Below are 19204 nucleotides of genomic sequence, written 5' to 3' on the forward strand. Positions count from 1 at the left end.
GCGTTCCGGCAACACGATTCGGGAAAACCTTCGCAGAATCCGGTTGATTGAACGGCATTACGAACTATATTTAAGAGAATAAAAAAACACGGTCATGCAGGCGATAAGGTTCATCGCGGTCTAACTATCGCCCCAACGCACACCGGAGAGACGAGCGAACAGCCGGGCCATGGCGACTATTCATTGATCGCCGTGCCCGCGTGTTCGCTAAAGGCGGTTCCCCGCCACGGCCGGCAACAGACACGTTGCAAATCCGCGGGGACGTCGCACATTCGCCAGTAGGCGAGGAGGTTCCACCATGGATCCGGTAAGCGCCATTCCCTATGGCCGCAAGACTCAACACGCCCCTGCACTGAAAGAAGTACACATCTTATGGATTACCGCGGGTCTCGGTTGCGACGGCGATTCTGTATCGATTACCGCCGCTACGCAACCCAGCATTGAAGATGTGCTGCTCGGCGCCATTCCCGGACTGCCCAAGGTTCATCTGCACAATCCGGTGCTGGCTTATGAAAACGGTGCGGAATTCATGGCGCCGTTTCATGCTGCAGCGCGGGGTGAGATGGATAACTTCGTGCTGGTCATGGAAGGTTCGATCCCGAACGAGAAGATCAATCGAGAGGGGTACTGGGCTGCCATGGGAACAGATCCCGACACGCATGAGCCCATCACGATTCCGCAATGGCTCGATCGCCTGACGCCCAAAGCGCTGGCCGTCGTCGGCGCGGGCACGTGCGCGACCTACGGCGGCATTCATGCGATGGAAGGCAACCCCACGGGTTGCATGGGCCTCGCGGACTATCTTGGCTGGGACTGGAAGTCGAAGGCGGGCCTGCCTATTGTGAACGTCCCGGGTTGCCCGGTTCAGCCGGACAACTTCATGGAGACGCTGCTCTACCTGCTGTATCAACTGGCGGGCCTCGCACCCATGATTCCGCTCGATGCAGCGCTTCGTCCGAAGTGGCTATTCCAGCGCACCGTGCACGATGGTTGCGACCGCGCGGGCTCCTACGAACAGGCACTGTTCGCGAAGGAATATGGGAGTCCGAACTGTATCGTCAAGCTTGGATGCTGGGGGCCTGTGGTCAACTGCAACGTCCCCAAGCGCGGCTGGATCAATGGCGTGGGCGGGTGCCCGAACGTCGGAGGAATCTGTATCGGCTGCACGATGCCCGGGTTCCCTGACAAGTTCATGCCGTTCATGGACGAGCCCCCGGGTGCGGTCCTCTCGTCGAATCTCATCAAGTCTTACGGCGGACTCATTCGCAGCCTGCGCAAGCTGACCAATTCGACTGTCAACCAGGAACCGAAATGGCGGCACAACCGTCCCACGCTGACGACGGGCTATCGTCGCTGAACGGTTTCGCGGAACACACTTGGAAACCGCCGCTGATGGTCGGCATTACGGCGGGTTCCACGAGAGACAGAAGTAGACGGAAGTATCCAGGAGGGGGTCATGGCGGATATTGCGGCACCTGAATTGAAGTCGGGCCAGGCGTCACAGCCTGCCAAACTGGTGGAGATGAACTGGGACCCGATCACGCGTATCGTCGGCAGTCTCGGCATATATACGAAGATTGATTTCGAGCAGCGCAAGGTCGCCGAGTGCTACAGCACGTCGTCCATCTTTCGCGGCTACAGCATCTTCATGAAGGGCAAGGATCCACGCGACTCGCACTTCATCACCAGCCGTATCTGCGGAATTTGCGGCGACAACCACGCGACCTGCTCGGTGTATGCGCAGAACATGGCCTATGGCGTCAAGCCGCCGAACATTGCGGAATGGATCGTCAATCTCGGCGAAGCGGCCGAGTACATGTTCGATCACAACATCTTCCAGGACAACCTGGTGGGCGTGGATTTCTGCGAGCAGATGGTCAAGGAAACCAACCCCGGCGTGTGGGCCAAAGCGCAGAAGGCCGCCGCGCCGCACGCTGAGATTCACGGCTACAAGACTATCGCGGACATCATGACCGCGCTGAATCCATTCACCGGCGAGTTCTATCGCGAGACGCTGCATGTGAGCCGTTATACGCGGGAGATGTTCTGTCTGATGGAAGGGCGGCACGTGCATCCGTCAACGCTGTATCCCGGTGGCGTGGGGACGGTGCCGACCGTGCAGCTTTTCACCGACTACATCACGCGGCTGATGAAGTATGTGGAGTTCATGAAGAAGGTCGTGCCGCTGCACGACGACCTGTTCGACTTCTTCTATGAAGCGCTGCCGGGTTACGAGGACGTCGGCCGCAGGCGCATCCTGCTGGGCTGCTGGGGCTCGTTCCAGGACCCGGCGGTTTGCGACTACGACTACAAGACCATGACCGACTGGGGCCGCAGCATGTTCGTCACACCCGGCGTGGTCGTGGACGGCGAACTGGTCACCACGGATCTGGTCGAGATCAACCTGAACATCCGCATTTTGCTCGGCAGTTCGTTCTACGATGACTGGGATCACGAGGAAACCTTTGTCCGGCAAGACCCGCTTGGCAATCCGATCGATCGCAAGCATCCGTGGAACCAAACCACCTTGCCACGGCCGCAGAAACGCAAGTTCGACGGCAACTATACGTGGGTCATGTCACCGCGCTGGTACGACAAGCGCACGGGCGATTACCTCGCGCTCGATACCGGCGGTGGTCCGATCGCACGGCTGTGGACGACCGCGCTCGCGGGCCTGGTGGATATCGGCTATGTGAAGTCGACCGGTCACAGCGTGAAGATCTATTTGCCGAAGACCGCGCTTAAACCCGAAGTCGAGTTCGAATGGAAGATCCCGAAGTGGAGCAACGCGATCGAACGCGACCGCGCACGCACGTATTTCCAGGCCTATGCGGCCGCGTGTGCGCTGCATTTCGCGGAGAAGGCGCTGGCCGAATTGCATGCCGGCCATACACGCACATTCACGCCGTTCGAGGTACCCGATGAAGCGATCGGCTGCGGTTTTCATGAAGCGGTGCGCGGGGTGTTATCGCATCACCTGGTGATCAAGGGCGGCAAGATAGCGAACTACCATCCCTATCCGCCGACCCCGTGGAATGCGAATCCGCGCGATATCTATGGCACCCCTGGACCGTATGAAGATGCGGTGCAAAACACGCCCATCTTCGAAGAGAACGGGCCGGACAAGTTCAAAGGCATTGACATCATGCGGGCCGTGCGCAGCTTCGATCCGTGCCTGCCGTGTGGAGTTCATATGTACGTCGGGGATGGCAAGACCGTCGATGTCGCGCATTCACCGACCTTTGGCGTTCCGCCGGGCATGAAACCGGGAGGGCACTCATGAGCGGCGCGCGCGTACTTGAGGAACAACAACGGCGCATCGACGAACTGATTGCAGCACTGGCGGCACTGGATGACACGCGTGCGCGCGATATTGCGCAGGCCTTGTTGCAGGTGGTGCTCGAGCTGCATGCAAGCGGTCTTGCCCGGCTGGCCGAGATCGTGACCGAGGCGGATGGCGCTGATGGTCCGATCGTCGCCCGGCTGATGCAGGACAAACAGGTCAGCGCAGTGTTGTTGCTGCATGGGTTGCATCCGCAAGACCTGGCTAGCCGCGTCGAGCATGCGGTCGAAGGGCTGCGGGCGCCGCTTGGTGCGCAAGGCGTGAGGATCGAACTGGTCGATACACGGGAGGACCTGGTACGCGTTCGTCTGGCGGGCGTGCTGACTGGCAAGCACGTCACCCCTGCCGATGTGCAGAACGATATCGAGCGGGCGATTTTTGAACAGGCGCCGGACGTGGCGCGCATTGAAATAGACGGGATGCCGGACGTCAATGTCCACGAGCTGCGGTTTGTCGCAACGCTGCCAACATCATGAACGCACGCGGGGGGGAACAACCCGGGCAACGTGGCTGGGTGGCTGCGCTGCGCACGTTCGCCCGCCCACCGGTGATGACGCTCTGTGAACTGTGCGGCGAACCTCTCGACGGCACTCATCCTCATCTGCTCGAACTGGAACAGCACGCGTTGCGCTGCTGCTGCCGCGCGTGCGCGCTGCTGTTCGGAAACCAGCAAAACGCGCGCTATAAGCGGGTGACGGAAAGCGTCCGCTGGCTCGGTGAGTTTCGTCTGAGCGACGAACAATGGGACGCATTGGCGATCCCGATCGGCATAGCGTTTTTCTATAGGGACTCGGCCGCGCAGCGCGTGATCGCGATGTACCCGGGCGCTGCCGGCGCGCTGCAGTCGTCGCTTGATCTGAGCGCGTGGGATCGCCTGGTTGCCGACAACCCGGTCCTGGATACCCTCGAACCCGATGTCGAAGCGCTATTGGTGAATCGCGTGGAAGGCGCGCGCGAGTATTACCGCGTGCCTATCGACCAGTGTTATGCACTGACCGGCGTGATCCGGGCGCGCTGGCGCGGATTGTCGGGTGGCGTGGACGCATGGCGTGCAATCCATGCGTGTTTTGCGGCACTGAAAGCAGGCGAGCGTTTGCCGGAGGGAGTGCCGAATGCCTGATCTTGACTTCGTCGTTGAGGGTGCGGAGATTGCGCTGCATTCGGTGTCACCGTTGCTGGTGTTCAAGCTGCGCGTGACTAACAAGAGCGTGTCCAACGGGTCGCCGGTCCGGGAGGAAATCGCGAGCCTCGCGCTGCATTGCCAGATCCAGATAGAAGCGACCCGGCGGACTTACGAGCCGGTCGATCAGGCACGGCTTAGCGATTTGTTCGGCGTACCGCAGCGTTGGTCGCAGACGTTGCGGACCCTTCTGTGGACCCACGCGAATGCGGCTGTTCCTTCTTTCACCGATAACTGCACAGTCGATCTTCCCGTGCCGTGCACGTTCGACTTCAATGTCGCGGCGGCGAAGTATTTCGATGCGCTCGGAGACGGAGAAATTCCGTTGATGCTGCAATTCAGCGGCACGATTTTTTATCGTGAAAGCGACGGTACGCTGCAAGTCGCGCGTGTTCCGTGGCACAAGGAAACCTCGTTTCGCTTGCCGGTCGCGACGTGGCGCGCAATGCGGGACTACTACTACCCGAACACCGCATGGATGTGCGTGCAGCGCGGCGTGTTCGAGCGGCTGGAGCGGTATCGGGTCGAGCGAGGCTTGACCGGCTGGGACGAAGCACTCACGTCCTTGCTGGACGAGACCCGTAGCGAACAGGCGTGGCCTGCGCACGGAGGTTTGCAATGAACGCCATCGACGGGATCGTTCGGGCCGTGCTGTACGAGGGATACATGCTTTACCCGTACAGACCGTCCTCGGTCAAGAACCGGCAGCGCTGGACCTTTGGCAGCGTGTATCCGCGAGCGTGGGCCGACTGGTCCGGCAGCGATGCATCGATGATGCAGACCGAATGCCTGATCGAAGGCGATGAAGAAACGCGCGTAACGGTGCGTCCATGTTTCCTGCACCTGATTGAGCGGGACGTGCGTGAATTGAACGAACCTGTGGCTGCATGGACAGGGCTTGATGAGTTGTCTACGCGGTCGGTGGCTTCGCTGGAAGTGGGCGGCCGGCGTTTCGACACGTGGCAGGAAGCCGGTGAGCAGCACCTCGAGGTTCCCGCATTGAAGCTTGACGAACTGTGTATCGAGGGGCTGCGTCTGCCGTTTTCACTGGCCGGAAGCCGCTCTGTAGAGCCATTGATGGAAGCGGACGGCCGCGTGCGCGGTGCGCTCGTGCGCACGCGAGCGGCTATAGAAGGTCGTGTGGAATGCTGCGCAACGCGGGTCGATGCACGCACTTTCAGGCTCACCGTCCGCATTGTCAACGTGACGCCGGTTGACGAACCGCAGCGTTTGAATCGCGATGCCGCTTCGTCGTTTGCGCTGCTGTCATGCCACGCGGTACTGGCTGTGGAGGGCGCGGCGTTCGTCTCCTCGATCGAGCCGCCGGACGAACTCGCTGAGGCGGTCGCGGGTTGCACCAATATTGGTTTATGGCCGGTGCTGGTCGGCTCCGGTGAACGCCACGACACCATGCTCGCGGCGCCGATCATCCTCTACGACTACCCGCAGGTCGCGCCGGAAAGCGCAGGCGATCTCTTCGACGCCACCGAGATAGACGAGATCCTGACGCTGCGAATCCTCACCATGACCGACGCCGAAAAGCGCGAGATGGCCGCAGGCGATGAACGCTCACGCGCGTTGCTCGAACGCACGGAAAACCTCACCGCCAGCGACTTGCAGCGGCTGCATGGAACCTTGCGCGAAGTGCGCGCCGGGTCGGGCGGTTGGCGGGATGTATCGGAAGAAACTGGAGAGGCCCCTGAAGACACAGCCCCCTGGGCCGAGCTTGACGCCAAACCTCCTCTTGCGTGCGTCAACGTCGATGGCGTGGCGTTGCAGGTCGGCTCGCGCGTCGTGCTGCATCCCCATGCACGCGCCGATATCTTCGACCTGGCTTTGCGCGATCAGATAGCGACCATCGAATCGATCGAGCGCGATTTCGAGGACCACGTTCACGTGGCGGTGACAATCGACTGCGATCCCGGGCGTGACTTCGGCCTTGCACGCATGCCGGGTCATCGCTTCTTTTTCGCGCCCGACGAGATTGAGCCGCTGCGCGAGGAGCGGTCGTCATGACTTCGATCCTGGTAGCGGGAGTCGGCAACATCTTCCTGGGCGACGACGGTTTTGGCGTCGAGGTTGTGCGGCGTCTGCACGAAAGACGGTCCGACGCGTGGCCGTCAGATGTGCGGGTGATCGACTATGGAATCCGGGGGATCGATCTGTATTACGCGCTGCTCGACGGTGTGGATTTGGCTGTCCTCGTCGATGCGACGCATCGCGACGGACCACCGGGCACGCTGTATGTCATCGAACCTTCCATACCGAACACCAATGGAGATTTCACAGATGATGCCTCGCCCGTCCTGTTGTCTGCGCACGACCTCGATCCGGCGAAAGTCCTTCAGGCAGTGCAGGCGATGGGTGGTGAAGTGGGGCGCATTGTCCTGGTCGGTTGTGAGCCCGACAGTCTCGGCACGGAGGACGGGCAGGAGGGCCGCATGGGACTGAGCGCACCCGTCGGGGCGGCCGTGCAGGAAGCGGTAGACACCATTGAAACGATGATCGAAAGCATGCAGGCGCAGACCACCGTGGCCAACGCCGGGAGCGTGTCGCAGGACCACTGGAGAGCATGATGAAGCTCTTGCTGAAGTACTTGTTATTGTCCGGGCTGATTGTTGGCGTTGCGGCGAACATGAAGGATATCCGCCGCTATATTCGTATCCGCAACATGTGACGGGCACGGCCATGAGCCTGTGTCCGCCTCCGGTTCGCGACGACTCGCCCGTGATGTCCCGGGCCGGTGAGGTGATGCGTGTGCGCGGACTGGTGCAGGGCGTGGGTTTCAGGCCCGCAGTATGGCGTCTTGCGCACGCTTGCGGAATAAGCGGCGATGTAAGCAACGACAGCGAGGGTGTACTGATCCACGCTTGGGCGGACGCAAATACGCTCGATGATTTTGCCGAGCGCTTGCGCAGCAGTTGTCCGCCGCTTGGGCGTATCGATTCCATCGAACGCCATGCATTCCACGAGACACCGCCCTCGGGCAGCTTCCGGATTGTCGCGAGTGCAAGTGGCCGTGCGCATACGGGCGTGGTACCGGACGCGGTCACGTGCCGTGCGTGTATCGATGAAACGTTGGACCCGTCGAGCCGTCGATACGGTTATGCGTTCACGAACTGTACGCATTGCGGGCCACGCTTGTCGATTATTCAGGCGATTCCGTATGACCGTCCGAACACCACGATGGCGGCGTTTCCGTTATGTGATGCCTGTGCAAGTGAATATGACGATCCGAACGACCGGCGCTTCCACGCGCAGCCGATTGCGTGTCCGGCTTGCGGGCCGCGTCTGTGGCTGGAGCTGGCCGACGGTTCAGTTGCAGAAGGCGATGTCCTGGATGTCACGCGCCGTTTTATCGAGCGCGGCAAGATAGTCGCCATCAAGGGGCTTGGCGGTTTTCAGCTTGCATGCGCTGCGTCGGATCATGCTGCCATTGCGAAATTACGCGCGCTGAAACATCGCGAGTCCAAGCCGTTCGCGCTGCTGGCGCGTGACGTGGCCATGATCGAACGCTATTGCGTGGTGAGCGGAGCAGACGAGGTCCTGCTTGCGAGCACGGCTGGACCGATCGTCATCATGCCAATGATCGATCGCGGGATGCTTGATCCGTTTCCCGGTGTCGCGCCGGGTATCGCGACGTTGGGTTTCATGCTGCCTTCAACCCCGCTGCATCATCTGCTGATGCAATCGCTTGACGGCCCGGTTGTGCTGACCAGCGGCAATCTCGTCGACGAACCGCAGTGCATTGATAACGGCGAGGCCCGCCAACGCCTCGCCGGCATGGCCGACGCCTGGCTGATGCACGACCGCGACATCGCCCGGCGCGTGGACGATTCCGTCGCGCGGATCATGGGCGGCGTACCACGCTTGATACGGCGCTCGCGCGGTTATGCCCCTGCGCCACTGCGTTTGCCACGTGATTTTTCTGCTGCGCCGCCGGTCCTCGCAATGGGTGCTCAGCAGAAAAACACGTTCTGCCTGCTGCGCGATGGCGAAGCGGTTTTGTCGCATCACATCGGCGAACTGGAGAACGGCGAGACGTATCGCGACTACACGGTGTCGCTCTCGCGTTATCAACATCTGTTCGAACACGACGCGGGCTTCGTCGCGGTCGACCTGCATCCCGAGTATTTGTCGCGCAAGCGCGGTATCGATATCGCACGGCAGCGGTATTTGCCGCTTGCCGAGATCCAGCACCATCACGCGCATCTCGCGGCGTGCCTTGCGGAAAATGATGTCGACTTGGGCACTGAGGTACTTGGCATTGTGCTTGACGGCCTTGGCATGGGGCTGGACAACGCGCTGTGGGGCGGCGAATTTTTGCTCGGCGGCTACGTCAATTTCAAGCGGCTTGCTAGCTTCACACCGGTCGCGCTGCCGGGAGGCGCATACGCGGTTTATGAGCCGTGGCGCAACACGTACGCGCATCTATCCGCAAGCCTCGGATGGCCGCGTTTCACGAAGCAATACGCGAAACTCGACCTCCATCATTTTCTCGCCAGCCGTCCGCTGACACTCCTCGATCAGATGATCGAAAGAGGGATCAATAGCCCCGTTGCCAGCTCGGCCGGGCGTCTGTTCGATGCAGTCGCCGCAGCGCTAGGCGTGTGCCGCGAACGCGTCCAATACGAAGGGCAGGCCGCGATCGAACTCGAAGCGATGATCGATACCCGAACGCTCCACGATGAAGACGACGCGTTGGCGTATCCGTTTGAAATCATTGAAGCCGATACGTCGCTGTTGATCAACCCGAAGCCCATGTGGATCGCGCTGCTCGACGACTTGCTGCGTGCCACTCCCGTGCCAGTGATGGCTACGCGCTTTCACAAGGGGCTTGCGATAGCGATTGTTCGGATGACCGTTCGTTTGTGTGCATCCACGCAGGTCTGCACCGTCGCACTTTCCGGCGGGGTGATGCAGAACCGCGTGCTGTTCGAACAACTCACCACTCGCCTTGCGGCAGGCGGTTTCAACGTACTGACCCATCGCCAGGTACCGTCCAACGACGGCGGCATTGCGCTGGGGCAAGCTGCCATCACTGCTGCGCGTGCCCTGGCGTCCGCGTTTGTTGAACCACGGAGTACGTCATGTGCTTAGGCATCCCGGGACAGATCGTCGAGATCACCGACACGGACAATAACCTCGCATTAGTCGATGTAGGTGGAGTGCGGCGGATCATCAACATCGCGTTCATCGTCGATGACGACTGGCCGCCGACCGCATGTATCGGCAACTGGGTGCTGGTGCATGTCGGCTTCGCGATGAGCCATCTCGACGAGGTTGAAGCCATGCGCACGATTGCCCTGTTGCGTGAACTTGGCGAAGCACAGGCGGAGATGGCCGCGATGATGGAAGGCGGCGGTGGACCGCTACCTCCTGACCCGTTCAATCACCACGACGGAGTGCGCCATGACTGAACATAGGGCGCTACATGGCCTGTATCCGTTTCTTCACGGCGAGCATCAGGACGCGGCGAAACTCGATGCCGCGCTGCTTGAATCGGTCGCGCAGAAGGCGCAGGCAAGCATCGACGCGAAGCGCGCATTCTTCGCGGATAACGCGACTGCCGTGGTCGCTGTTGCGCATGCGATCGCGGATGTTTATCGCCGTGACGGCAGGCTCTTTTCGATGGGCAACGGCGGCTCGAGTTGCGACGCCGCGCACATCGCGGTGGAATTCCTGCATCCGGTCACGGCTGGGCGTCCGGCGCTCACCGCGGTCAACCTCGTCGCCGATACCGCCATGATGACGGCCGTTGGCAACGACGTGGGCTTCGCGCATATCTATGTGCGGCAACTGGTGGCGCAGGCGCGTCGCGGCGACGGCCTGATCGGGGTATCGACCAGCGGTAACTCCGACAACCTGCTCGCCGCATTTGCGAAAGCGCGTGAGATGGGCGTGGTGACCATTGGCCTCGCCGGGCACGACGGCGGCAAGATGGCAGCGCCGGGTGCACTCGATCATTGCCTCGTGGTGCCGAGCGACAGCATTCATCGTATCCAGGAAACTCACGTCGCGATTTACCACATCCTGTGGGACCTGGTCCACACGCTGCTCGCCGATGAACGCGGCAGTCTGAATGTCCCTGACACAGCCGCAGCGGAGCGCGCGTTATGAAATACGTCGACGAATTCCGCGATCCGGAGAAGGCCCGTACGCTTACGCTCGCGATCAATCGGCTGGTCGAGCGGATCGCGCGCGACCGTGGCGGGCTAAAACGGCCGTTGCAGATCATGGAGGTCTGCGGCGGTCATACGCATTCCATCTTCCGGTACGGAATTCACCAGATGCTGCCGCCCGAAGTCGAATTCGTCCACGGCCCGGGTTGCCCCGTCTGCGTGTTGCCGATGGGCCGTGTGGACGACTGCGTAGCGCTCGCTGAGCGGTCCGAAGTGATCTTCACGACCTTCGGCGACGCGATGCGCGTACCCGGTTCACGCAAGAGCCTGCTGAAAGCGAAGGCCGATGGAGCCGATGTACGGATGGTTTATTCGCCGCTCGACGCGCTTGCCGTTGCGCGCGCAAATCCGCATCGCGAGGTGATCTTCTTCGGGCTGGGTTTTGAAACTACGATGCCGAGCACCGCGATGACCGTGCTGGAAGCTCACGCCCAACGCATCAATAACTTCTCGCTGTTTTGCAATCACATCACCATCATCCCGACGATCAAGGCCATTCTCGATTCCCCTGATCTGCATCTCGATGGCTTTCTTGGACCGGGACATGTGAGCATGGTGATCGGCACGCGGCCCTATCGATTCATTTCGGAGCATTATCGGCGGCCGATTACCGTCGCCGGATTCGAACCGCTCGACGTGCTGCAATCGGTTTGGATGGTGCTTCGGCAGATCGCTGAAGGCCGCTGCGAAGTGGAGAACCAGTACGGCAGGATCGTGCCGGAAGATGGCAATGCGCAGGCGCTGTCGGCGATCGAGCAAGTGTTCGAGTTGCGTGAATTTTTCGAGTGGCGCGGCCTGGGATCGATCGATCACTCCGGCGTGCGGATACGTGAACGCTTCGCCGCTTACGACGCCGAGCGTAAGTTCCCCGTCGCGAACCTGAAGATCGCCGATCCGAAATCCTGCCAGTGCGGGGAAGTGCTCAAGGGCGTGATCAAGCCGCAGCAGTGCAAGGTATTCGGCAGCGCGTGCACGCCGGAAACGCCGCTCGGATCGTTGATGGTATCGAGCGAAGGCGCGTGCGCGGCGCATTATCGTTATGCACGTATCGATACATCGGCGTTGTATAGGCATGGCGCTGCGTCGGACACGCTCAAGCAGGGAGTACAGGCATGAACGACCGGATCGGCAGGCTACGCGATGTCACGATCAATCTCGCGCACGGCGGCGGAGGCCGGGCGATGCGCGATCTGATCGAAGACGTATTTGTGCCTGCCTTCGATAACCCCGCTTTAGCCGCGCTCGAAGACCAGGCGGTGTTTCCGCTCGCGGACCTCGCGCGGCTAGGTGACCGGCTCGCGTTCACTACCGATAGCTACGTCGTCGATCCCTTGTTTTTCCCGGGCGGCGACATCGGCACGCTGGCGGTATCGGGCACGGTCAACGACCTCGCCATGTCGGGTGCGAAACCGCTGTTTCTATCGTGCGGGATGGTGATTGAAGAGGGCCTTGCGGTCGATGTTCTGCGTCGCGTGGCGGCAAGCATGCAGCGTGTCGCGATCGAAGCGGGTGTGTCTATTGTTACGGGCGACACCAAGGTGGTCGAGCGCGGTTGTGCGGATAAGCTCTTCATCAACACTGCGGGAGTGGGCGTCGTGCCGCCCGGCGTGAACATATCGGCGAGACGGGCGCAGCCAGGCGATGCGGTGATAGTGAACGGTTTTCTGGGTGACCACGGTGCGGCGATCCTGGTCGCACGCAAACAGCTTGCATTGCAGTCCGATATAGCAAGCGACTGCGCGCCGCTCGGGTCTCTAGTCGATGCAATGCTGGGTGCATGCAAGGACATCCACTGCATGCGCGACGCAACCCGCGGCGGGGTGGCCACGGTGCTGAACGAGTTCGCGGTGTCGTCGGGTGTGGCGATCCGCATCCGGGAAAACGCGCTGCCGATCCGCGAGGAAGTGAAGGGCGCTTGCGAGATCCTCGGCCTTGATCCGCTGTATCTGGCCAACGAAGGCAAGCTGGTTGCGATCGTTCCGGCACACGCTGCGTCAAGCGTGCTCGCGGCGATGCATGCGCACCCGGCCGGCACGCGGGCGGCTGTAATCGGCGAGGTAGTTGACGAACCCGCGGGCATCGTGGTGCTGCATACGGTGTTCGGTGGGCAGCGAATCGTGGACATGCTGACGGGCGAGCAACTGCCACGCATCTGTTAGCGAGCGTCAGACACAAGGGGCAGAGGGGTACAGTGTCATGCATGAACTGAGCATCGCGAATAGTGTCGTCGAGCTGTGCGCCGAACGCGCGATGGGCGCACGGGTGTTGCGCGTGACGCTGGAGATCGGCCGGTTGTCGGCGGTGATGCCGGACGCCATCCGCTTTTGCTTCGATGTCTGTGCGAAAGACACCGTGGTCGAAGGCGCGGCGCTGGAGATTGTCGAGACACCGGGCCTCGCACGGTGCCTGGACTGCGGCGGCAGCGTGGACATGACCGACCTGCTCGAACACTGCGCGTGTGGAAGCGTCAATCTCGAACTGCTGGCTGGCAGCGAGTTGAAGATAAAACAGATGGAGGTGATTTGATGTGTACCACATGCGGTTGCTCGAAAGGTGCCGGCACGGTGATCACCGACCCTGAGACCGGCGAGCGGATTGAGACCCCGGCGGAAGGGGAAAGCGGTGCGGCGCGCAAACCTGGTTCGTGGCGGCAACTTGCGACCGGGCCGGCCGGCTCGAGCGTGGCCGCTCATCTGCATGCACGCGCGCATCGGCACGCTCATGAAGCTCATGCTGATGCTCACGAACACGAACACGACGGTCACGTGCACAGTCATGAACACATCCATGAGCACGATAGCGGCGAGCACGTTTATGAACGCCGTCACGCACGAGCGCCTGCGGCCCTCGATCACCCTAAGCACCCGGGCACCGAACACTCGCCCATACCTCTCTCCGAAGTGGCGCTTGCGGCAACAACCCACGGGACCACGATCGCGCTCGAACAGGATGTCCTGGCAAAGAACCAGTTGCTTGCCGAACACAACCGTGGCTGGCTGGCGAGCCGCCATATCACTGCACTGAACCTTGTCAGTTCACCGGGCGCGGGCAAGACTACACTGCTTGAACGTACTATCCGCGATCTCCAGGCGTTACACAGTACCCAGTCGATCGAGGTGATCGAAGGCGACCAGGCGACACTCAATGACGCCGAGCGAATTCGCGCGACCGGTTGCCGCGTGGTCCAGATCAACACGGGCACGGGTTGCCATCTCGATGCCGGCATGGTGTCGCGTGCCCTGGCGCAACTCGATCCGCCACCCCGGTCGTGGCTGATGATCGAGAACGTCGGCAATCTTGTATGTCCCGCGTTGTTCGATCTCGGCGAGCAGGCGAAGGTGGTGATCCTGTCGGTGACCGAGGGCGAGGACAAGCCGCTCAAGTATCCGCACATGTTCCGTGCAAGCCGCCTGATGCTGCTGAACAAGATTGATCTGCTGCCGCACTTGCGCTTCGATGTCGAACGCTGCATTGCATATGCGCGGCAGGTTAATCCTGCAATTGAAGTGCTGCAGGTATCGGCGGAAACGGGGGCGGGGATGAAGGCGTGGTACGCGTGGCTGGAAGCAGCGGCGTTGGTGGAAGTTGCGGAGACAGTGCGCCAAGGAACGAGCAACGCAGCGGTTGGATCGTGTTGAAGGTTACGGTACAAGCAAGAACGCGAGGCTCATGATGCTAAAACAAATGTCGCAGCTTTTTAACGACCGTCCAACAGGTCTGCGCCATAAAATCACCGGTATCTACGTGCTCCTCCTCGTATTCAATGTGGTCGCGTGGACATGGGCGCTGACTGCTTTTCGCGGGCAGCCGGCGCTCCTGGGCACAGCGCTTTTAGCGTACACGTTCGGGCTGCGCCACGCGGTGGATGCGGACCACATTGCCGCTATCGATAACGTCACCCGCAAGCTGCTCCAGGTCGGCCGCAGTCCGCTTGGCGCCGGCTTGTTCTTCTCGCTCGGCCACTCAACAGTGGTCGTCGCGCTCACCGTTGGCGTCGCGTTCGCGGCAACCGCGCTGACAACGCATTTCGATGACCTGAGAGGGTTCGGCGGTCTTATCGGCACCAGTGTTTCGGCGCTGTTCCTGTTCGTCTTGGCCATCGCGAACCTGGTCGTGCTGGCGTCCGTGATCAGGACGTTTCGTGCCGTGCGCCGAGGGGAACCGCTGGTCGAAACCGATCTCGACCTCCTGCTGAACAATCGTGGATTCCTCTCGCGAATGCTCCGGCCATTGTTGAGACTGGTGTCGCGTAGCTGGCATCTTTATCCGGTGGGGTTCCTGTTCGGGCTCGGATTCGATACCGCCACCGAGGTTGCGTTGTTCGGCATATCGGCGGCCCAGGCGTCGCACGGTCTGTCATTCTGGTCAGTGCTCGTGTTGCCGATCCTGTTCACGGCAGGCATGTCGCTGGTCGATACCACCGACGGCATCCTGATGCTCGGCGCGTATCGATGGGCCTTTGTCCGGCCCATGCGCAAGCTCTACTACAACATCACGATCACGTTCGTTTCGGTGGTGGTCGCTGTGTTGATCGGCGGGATCGAGGTGCTGGGTTTGCTCCAGGACAACTTCGGGCTCAAGGGCTCGTTCTGGGATTCTATCGGCAGCCTCAACGAGCACTTCGGGCTGTTGGGCTACATCGTCATAGGCATATTCATTGTGAGCTGGATCGTCTCCATAGCAATCTATAAGCTCAGGCGTTACGACGATATCACCGTGAAAACGCTGTGATGCTACGGCTAGACGCTAAAATTCATGTGCGCACAAAGAAGTGCTCATGCCTCCGAATTCCTTACACCGGAAATAGGTAAGCTTGGCTTTGTTCAACCCGGCCCGCCTTGGGAATTTTTTACCGGCGTATAAACAGATACAACGTTATCGGAATCAAAGAAGGAACACGCATGCTCAAACTTCATCCGCGACTGCAACTCGATCCGGATGCGGCGTCCGAGCGTCGCTGGCCTGTGACAGGCTATCCCCTCGCACTGAAGGTCACGGCCGCCTGGCATGTGGTGGCACTGGCGGGCTTCGCCATTGCGCCGGAGATGTGGCCATGGTGGCTGGCCGGCACGGCGATCAACCACGCGAGCGTCACGGCAGCGGGCTTATGGCCGCGCTCAACGCTGCTCGGCGCCAACTGGACTCGCTTGCCCGCTATCCCGCGCAATGCAAACGCCATAGCGCTTACGCTTGACGACGGTCCTGATCCGCTTGTCACGCCCCAGGTTCTCGACCTGCTCGACGCACACCGGGTTCGCGCCACGTTCTTCCTGATCGGCGAACGCGCACGCCGGTATCCCGCGTTGACCCGTGAGATCGTCGCGCGAGGGCATGGCGTGGAGAACCACTCGCAGAAGCATGTGCACACTTTTTCAGTGACGGGGATGGGGGCGCTAAGCCGGGAAATCGATGCGGCGCAACGCACGCTGACGGAACTGACGGGGGAGCGGCCAGCTTTCTTTCGTGCACCGGCGGGCTTGCGCAATGTCCTGCTGGAGCCCGTCCTGCAGAAGCTCGATCTAAGGCTGGCCGCCTGGACGCGACGCGGCTTCGATACCCGCGAGCGCGATCCTGAAATCGTCGCACGGCGGCTGCTGCGCGATCTGGCACCGCGAGACATTCTGCTGCTCCACGATGGCGGCGCCGCTATTACCGACGACGGTCAACCTGTTTTGCTCTCAGTATTACCACGGGTTTTCGATGCCGCCAAAAAACAAGGGCTGCACTTCGTAACCTTACGAGAAGCCTTCTGACCTTGCTGCCAGCCAGAGCCAAAAGTACGTCCTGTCGCGCGATCAAGTAAGAGACGTTACGCATTGTACGAACCCGCGCGAAGCGTCGATTAAGTCACGATTACCTGACTTATATTCCGTGCGGATACTTTGCGTGAAGTAACGCTCCGGCACTCTCTGTAGAACTCAGGGCAAGCGTTGTTTTCGATGGCTCTCACGACCATCGCGCGCGTGAACGGAGGCGAGGAAGACGGAAAGACTTAGCCAGCACCCCCGGCAGAACATACATTCCGTAACTTTTTCGATTAGGACGACGGGGGAACGATGGTTAGATTTCCGTTATTGTCGAGCGAATCCCGGTTGGGGTTATTTGAACATCCATGACGTTCCGTCGTATATGTGAGACTTATCCACGCGCGAACCGTTTTCTGGCTGATTTAGCGGGAAACTTTCAGTATGATTCGCCCCTTAATGCGGAGCCGATCCAGGTCCAGATAATTCATTTACCCGCTGCACGTACCCTCACATACTCCAAATGGCATTAAACAATCGGCACAAACTGCCGTTAAGTCGGTACAGGCATTGGACTATCCAACTGTCATCTCTTGACAGCCGGTTGAAGATCGTCCGGCGGGAGTGTGCTCATTCATGCGCTGCCCGCACAGGCGAATCCTGGTGAGGTGCTGGTGCCTTTCAAATCGTAAAAATCGTATGCACGATCTGCGCTGGACCATGCCCGTTTCCCGATGGTCCGCCACCGCTGCCGCGGCGACCGCCGATATCAGCTTCATCGAGCCGATCGTCCGCCGTCGCCTGAGCAGCCTGTCCCGAAGCGCCCTGAAGGTCGCCCACGACTGCGTGGCCGAACTCGACCGCGTGCGCGTGGTGTTCGCATCGCGGCATGGTGAACTGCGGCGCACGACCGAGATACTGCGCGCCATCAGCACGGGCGAGCCGGTTTCTCCCACTGCTTTCAGCCTGTCGGTGCTCAACGCAATGACCGGCATATTCGGCATCGCCCGCGGCGATCGTTCGCCCGCCAGCGCAATTTCCGCCGGGGCGCAAACGCTTGGGTTTGCCTTGCTTGAAGCGCACGCGCAATTCGAGGCGGACCCGTCGTCACCCGTGCTGGTGGTCTATGCTGATGAGCCAGCCGATGCCGCCTACGGCACGATTGAAGACGAGGTGCAAGGCGGTGCGCTCGCGATCCTGCTCGACACCCGTGCGGCTGGGCAGCTCACATGCACAATATCGGGGACCCTTTCGGGTGCACCGGAGTCGGTATTGCGAAGTCCGGCCGTGCCTGACTCTTTCCTTACGCAGAGCGAAGCGGTCCAGCGCTGTCTCGACACGCGCTCGCCCGCCACATGGCAAAACGCCGGTAATACCTGGCATTGGAGCTGGCATGAAGGCGCGGCTTAATCACGGCTGGCGGCTGGTCGCCACAGGCATGAGCTTCGTCGTGTTCGGCGTCTGCGGACTGCTGTTCTCGGTGCTGGTGTTTCCGCTCGCGTGGCTGTGGCCGCATCGCGCGTCGCGTCAGCGTATGGTCACGACCATCATTCACTGGTTCTTCCGGGCGCTGGTGGCCTTTTTGCAGTGGGTCGGCGTGATGGAACTGGACGTCGCGGGCGCCGCCGCGTTGCGCGACACCGGCCCCGTGGTTGTCGTGGCCAACCATCCAACCTACCTCGACGTGGTAGTGCTGCTCGCGCTCACGCCTTCGGCGTGTTGCGTCGTCAAGAACGCGCACTGGGGTAATCCCTGTTTCTGGGGCATCGTGCGGGCGGCTGAATACGTGAGCAACGTCGACCCGATCGAACTTGTTGAAGCCAGCGCCCGCCAGATCGCCGCGGGCTATACCATGATCATTTTTCCGGAAGGCACGCGTAGTCCGGCGCCGAACCAGTTGCACGCGTTCTCACGCGGTTTTGCGCACATCGCCCTCAAGGCAGCCACGCCGATCCTGCCCGTGCTGATCGATTGCGACCCGCCGGCCTTCACCAAGCAGATGCGCTGGTATGACGTTCCGTCGCGGGCGTTCCGCATCCGCGTGAGCGTGCTTGAACCCGTCGCGGCCGACCAGCTCATGGGGCATGATGGCTCCCCGGATGCCTCGCATGAAACTCCTTCTCCGGCCCTGGCCGCGCGCACTTTGACCAGCGCTATTGAGGCGCACATTAACCAGCGGCTGTTCGACTATGGATTCTTTGAAACTGGAAATTAAGCAGCTTCTGATCGATGCACTCGATCTGGAAGACCTGACGCCTGCCGACATCGATGACGATGCGCCGCTGTTCGAAACCGATGGCATCGGCCTCGATTCGATCGACGCACTCGAGATCGGCATCGTGCTGCGCAAACACTATCAATTGACGATCGCGGCGAACGACGAGCGCACGCGAGAGCACTTCCGTTCGATCAGCACGCTCGCAGCGCTGGTCGCCAGCCAGCAAGACGGACTGAGCGCTGCGAACGACATCGGGGAAAAGGGGAGTAAATCGTGACCGAGACAGAGATCCTTGAGCGCATCCGCGCCATCTTCAAAGAGAACTTCGCGATCGAGCCCGATCGCGTGACGCCACAAGCGCATCTGTACGAGGACCTCGACCTGGATAGCATCGACGCCGTCGATCTCGCTATCAAGCTGCAGGAAATGACCGGACGGCGAATCAAGCCCGAAGAGTTCAAGTCGGTGCGTACCGTCGGCGATGTGATCGGTGCAGTGGAATCGCTGCTGGCGGAACAGGGGTGATGCAAGCGGAGC

At 60.9% G+C, this 19204-nt stretch carries 21 protein-coding genes; all 21 read left to right on the plus strand.

Translation table 11 applies throughout. The annotated features are described in order from the left end of the window. Positions 1 to 298 precede the first annotated feature (298 nt). On the plus strand, positions 299 to 1357 hold the full coding sequence (locus FH08_RS0115755) for a hydrogenase expression protein HypE (RefSeq protein WP_031359237.1): 1059 nt from the start codon (positions 299 to 301) through the stop codon (positions 1355 to 1357). Between the two features lie 99 nt (positions 1358 to 1456). Beyond that, complete coding sequence (locus FH08_RS0115760; protein WP_031359238.1) at positions 1457 to 3283, plus strand: nickel-dependent hydrogenase large subunit; 1827 nt, start codon at positions 1457 to 1459, stop codon at positions 3281 to 3283. Next, entirely contained in the window at positions 3280 to 3819 is a 540-nt protein-coding gene (locus FH08_RS0115765; RefSeq protein ID WP_031359239.1) for a NifU family protein, read from the plus strand. Before FH08_RS0115760 ends, FH08_RS0115765 begins: the two co-directional genes overlap by 4 nt. Next, complete coding sequence (locus FH08_RS0115770; protein WP_051888302.1) at positions 3816 to 4463, plus strand: DUF5947 family protein; 648 nt, start codon at positions 3816 to 3818, stop codon at positions 4461 to 4463. Before FH08_RS0115765 ends, FH08_RS0115770 begins: the two co-directional genes overlap by 4 nt. Further along, a complete protein-coding gene (locus tag FH08_RS0115775; RefSeq protein WP_031359241.1) occupies positions 4456 to 5145 on the plus strand; it encodes a DUF6084 family protein in 690 nt (229 codons plus the stop codon). The genes FH08_RS0115770 and FH08_RS0115775 overlap by 8 nt, the downstream gene beginning before the upstream one ends. Beyond that, the gene (locus FH08_RS0115780) at positions 5142 to 6539 is read left to right on the plus strand and encodes a hypothetical protein (RefSeq protein WP_031359242.1); all 1398 of its coding nucleotides are present in this window, start codon (positions 5142 to 5144) and stop codon (positions 6537 to 6539) included. The genes FH08_RS0115775 and FH08_RS0115780 overlap by 4 nt, the downstream gene beginning before the upstream one ends. Further along, positions 6536 to 7099, plus strand: coding sequence for a hydrogenase maturation protease (locus tag FH08_RS0115785; RefSeq protein ID WP_051888303.1), 564 nt, complete (start codon positions 6536 to 6538; stop codon positions 7097 to 7099). The genes FH08_RS0115780 and FH08_RS0115785 overlap by 4 nt, the downstream gene beginning before the upstream one ends. After that, positions 7096 to 7200, plus strand: a complete 105-nt coding sequence (locus tag FH08_RS54375) for a DUF6893 family small protein (protein WP_419178007.1) — start codon at positions 7096 to 7098, stop codon at positions 7198 to 7200. The genes FH08_RS0115785 and FH08_RS54375 overlap by 4 nt, the downstream gene beginning before the upstream one ends. A gap of 11 nt (positions 7201 to 7211) precedes the next feature. Further along, positions 7212 to 9623 (plus strand): carbamoyltransferase HypF, encoded by a 2412-nt coding sequence (gene hypF, locus FH08_RS0115795; protein WP_200878754.1) that lies wholly within the window; start codon positions 7212 to 7214, stop codon positions 9621 to 9623. After that, positions 9614 to 9943, plus strand: coding sequence for a HypC/HybG/HupF family hydrogenase formation chaperone (locus FH08_RS0115800; protein ID WP_051888304.1), 330 nt, complete (start codon positions 9614 to 9616; stop codon positions 9941 to 9943). The genes hypF and FH08_RS0115800 overlap by 10 nt, the downstream gene beginning before the upstream one ends. Next, positions 9936 to 10643 carry a D-sedoheptulose-7-phosphate isomerase gene (locus FH08_RS0115805; protein WP_035566333.1) on the plus strand — a complete coding sequence of 236 codons (708 nt, stop codon included), beginning with the start codon at positions 9936 to 9938 and terminating at the stop codon, positions 10641 to 10643. Before FH08_RS0115800 ends, FH08_RS0115805 begins: the two co-directional genes overlap by 8 nt. Further along, positions 10640 to 11821, plus strand: coding sequence for a hydrogenase formation protein HypD (hypD, locus tag FH08_RS0115810; protein ID WP_035566336.1), 1182 nt, complete (start codon positions 10640 to 10642; stop codon positions 11819 to 11821). Before FH08_RS0115805 ends, hypD begins: the two co-directional genes overlap by 4 nt. After that, on the plus strand, positions 11818 to 12864 hold the full coding sequence (hypE, locus tag FH08_RS0115815; RefSeq protein WP_031359248.1) for a hydrogenase expression/formation protein HypE: 1047 nt from the start codon (positions 11818 to 11820) through the stop codon (positions 12862 to 12864). Before hypD ends, hypE begins: the two co-directional genes overlap by 4 nt. Before the next feature lie 37 nt (positions 12865 to 12901). Then, positions 12902 to 13231 (plus strand): hydrogenase maturation nickel metallochaperone HypA, encoded by a 330-nt coding sequence (gene hypA / locus FH08_RS0115820; protein WP_031359249.1) that lies wholly within the window; start codon positions 12902 to 12904, stop codon positions 13229 to 13231. Further along, the gene (gene hypB / locus FH08_RS0115825; protein ID WP_031359250.1) at positions 13231 to 14343 is read left to right on the plus strand and encodes a hydrogenase nickel incorporation protein HypB; all 1113 of its coding nucleotides are present in this window, start codon (positions 13231 to 13233) and stop codon (positions 14341 to 14343) included. The genes hypA and hypB overlap by 1 nt, the downstream gene beginning before the upstream one ends. A 34-nt stretch (positions 14344 to 14377) precedes the next feature. Beyond that, on the plus strand, positions 14378 to 15436 hold the full coding sequence (locus tag FH08_RS0115830) for a HoxN/HupN/NixA family nickel/cobalt transporter (RefSeq protein ID WP_031359251.1): 1059 nt from the start codon (positions 14378 to 14380) through the stop codon (positions 15434 to 15436). 170 nt (positions 15437 to 15606) lie between these two features. Then, complete coding sequence (locus FH08_RS0115835; protein ID WP_035566340.1) at positions 15607 to 16458, plus strand: polysaccharide deacetylase family protein; 852 nt, start codon at positions 15607 to 15609, stop codon at positions 16456 to 16458. A gap of 690 nt (positions 16459 to 17148) precedes the next feature. Beyond that, the gene (locus tag FH08_RS0115840; RefSeq protein ID WP_031359253.1) at positions 17149 to 17859 is read left to right on the plus strand and encodes a beta-ketoacyl synthase chain length factor; all 711 of its coding nucleotides are present in this window, start codon (positions 17149 to 17151) and stop codon (positions 17857 to 17859) included. Then, on the plus strand, positions 17843 to 18664 hold the full coding sequence (locus tag FH08_RS0115845; protein WP_031359254.1) for a lysophospholipid acyltransferase family protein: 822 nt from the start codon (positions 17843 to 17845) through the stop codon (positions 18662 to 18664). The genes FH08_RS0115840 and FH08_RS0115845 overlap by 17 nt, the downstream gene beginning before the upstream one ends. Further along, complete coding sequence (locus FH08_RS0115850; protein WP_031359255.1) at positions 18639 to 18944, plus strand: phosphopantetheine-binding protein; 306 nt, start codon at positions 18639 to 18641, stop codon at positions 18942 to 18944. The genes FH08_RS0115845 and FH08_RS0115850 overlap by 26 nt, the downstream gene beginning before the upstream one ends. Further along, on the plus strand, positions 18941 to 19192 hold the full coding sequence (locus tag FH08_RS0115855; RefSeq protein ID WP_031359256.1) for an acyl carrier protein: 252 nt from the start codon (positions 18941 to 18943) through the stop codon (positions 19190 to 19192). Before FH08_RS0115850 ends, FH08_RS0115855 begins: the two co-directional genes overlap by 4 nt. Positions 19193 to 19204 lie beyond the last annotated feature (12 nt).

The organism is Caballeronia sordidicola, from assembly GCF_000729995.1.
In the GTDB taxonomy this organism is placed as follows: Bacteria; Pseudomonadota; Gammaproteobacteria; order Burkholderiales; family Burkholderiaceae; genus Caballeronia; species Caballeronia sordidicola_A.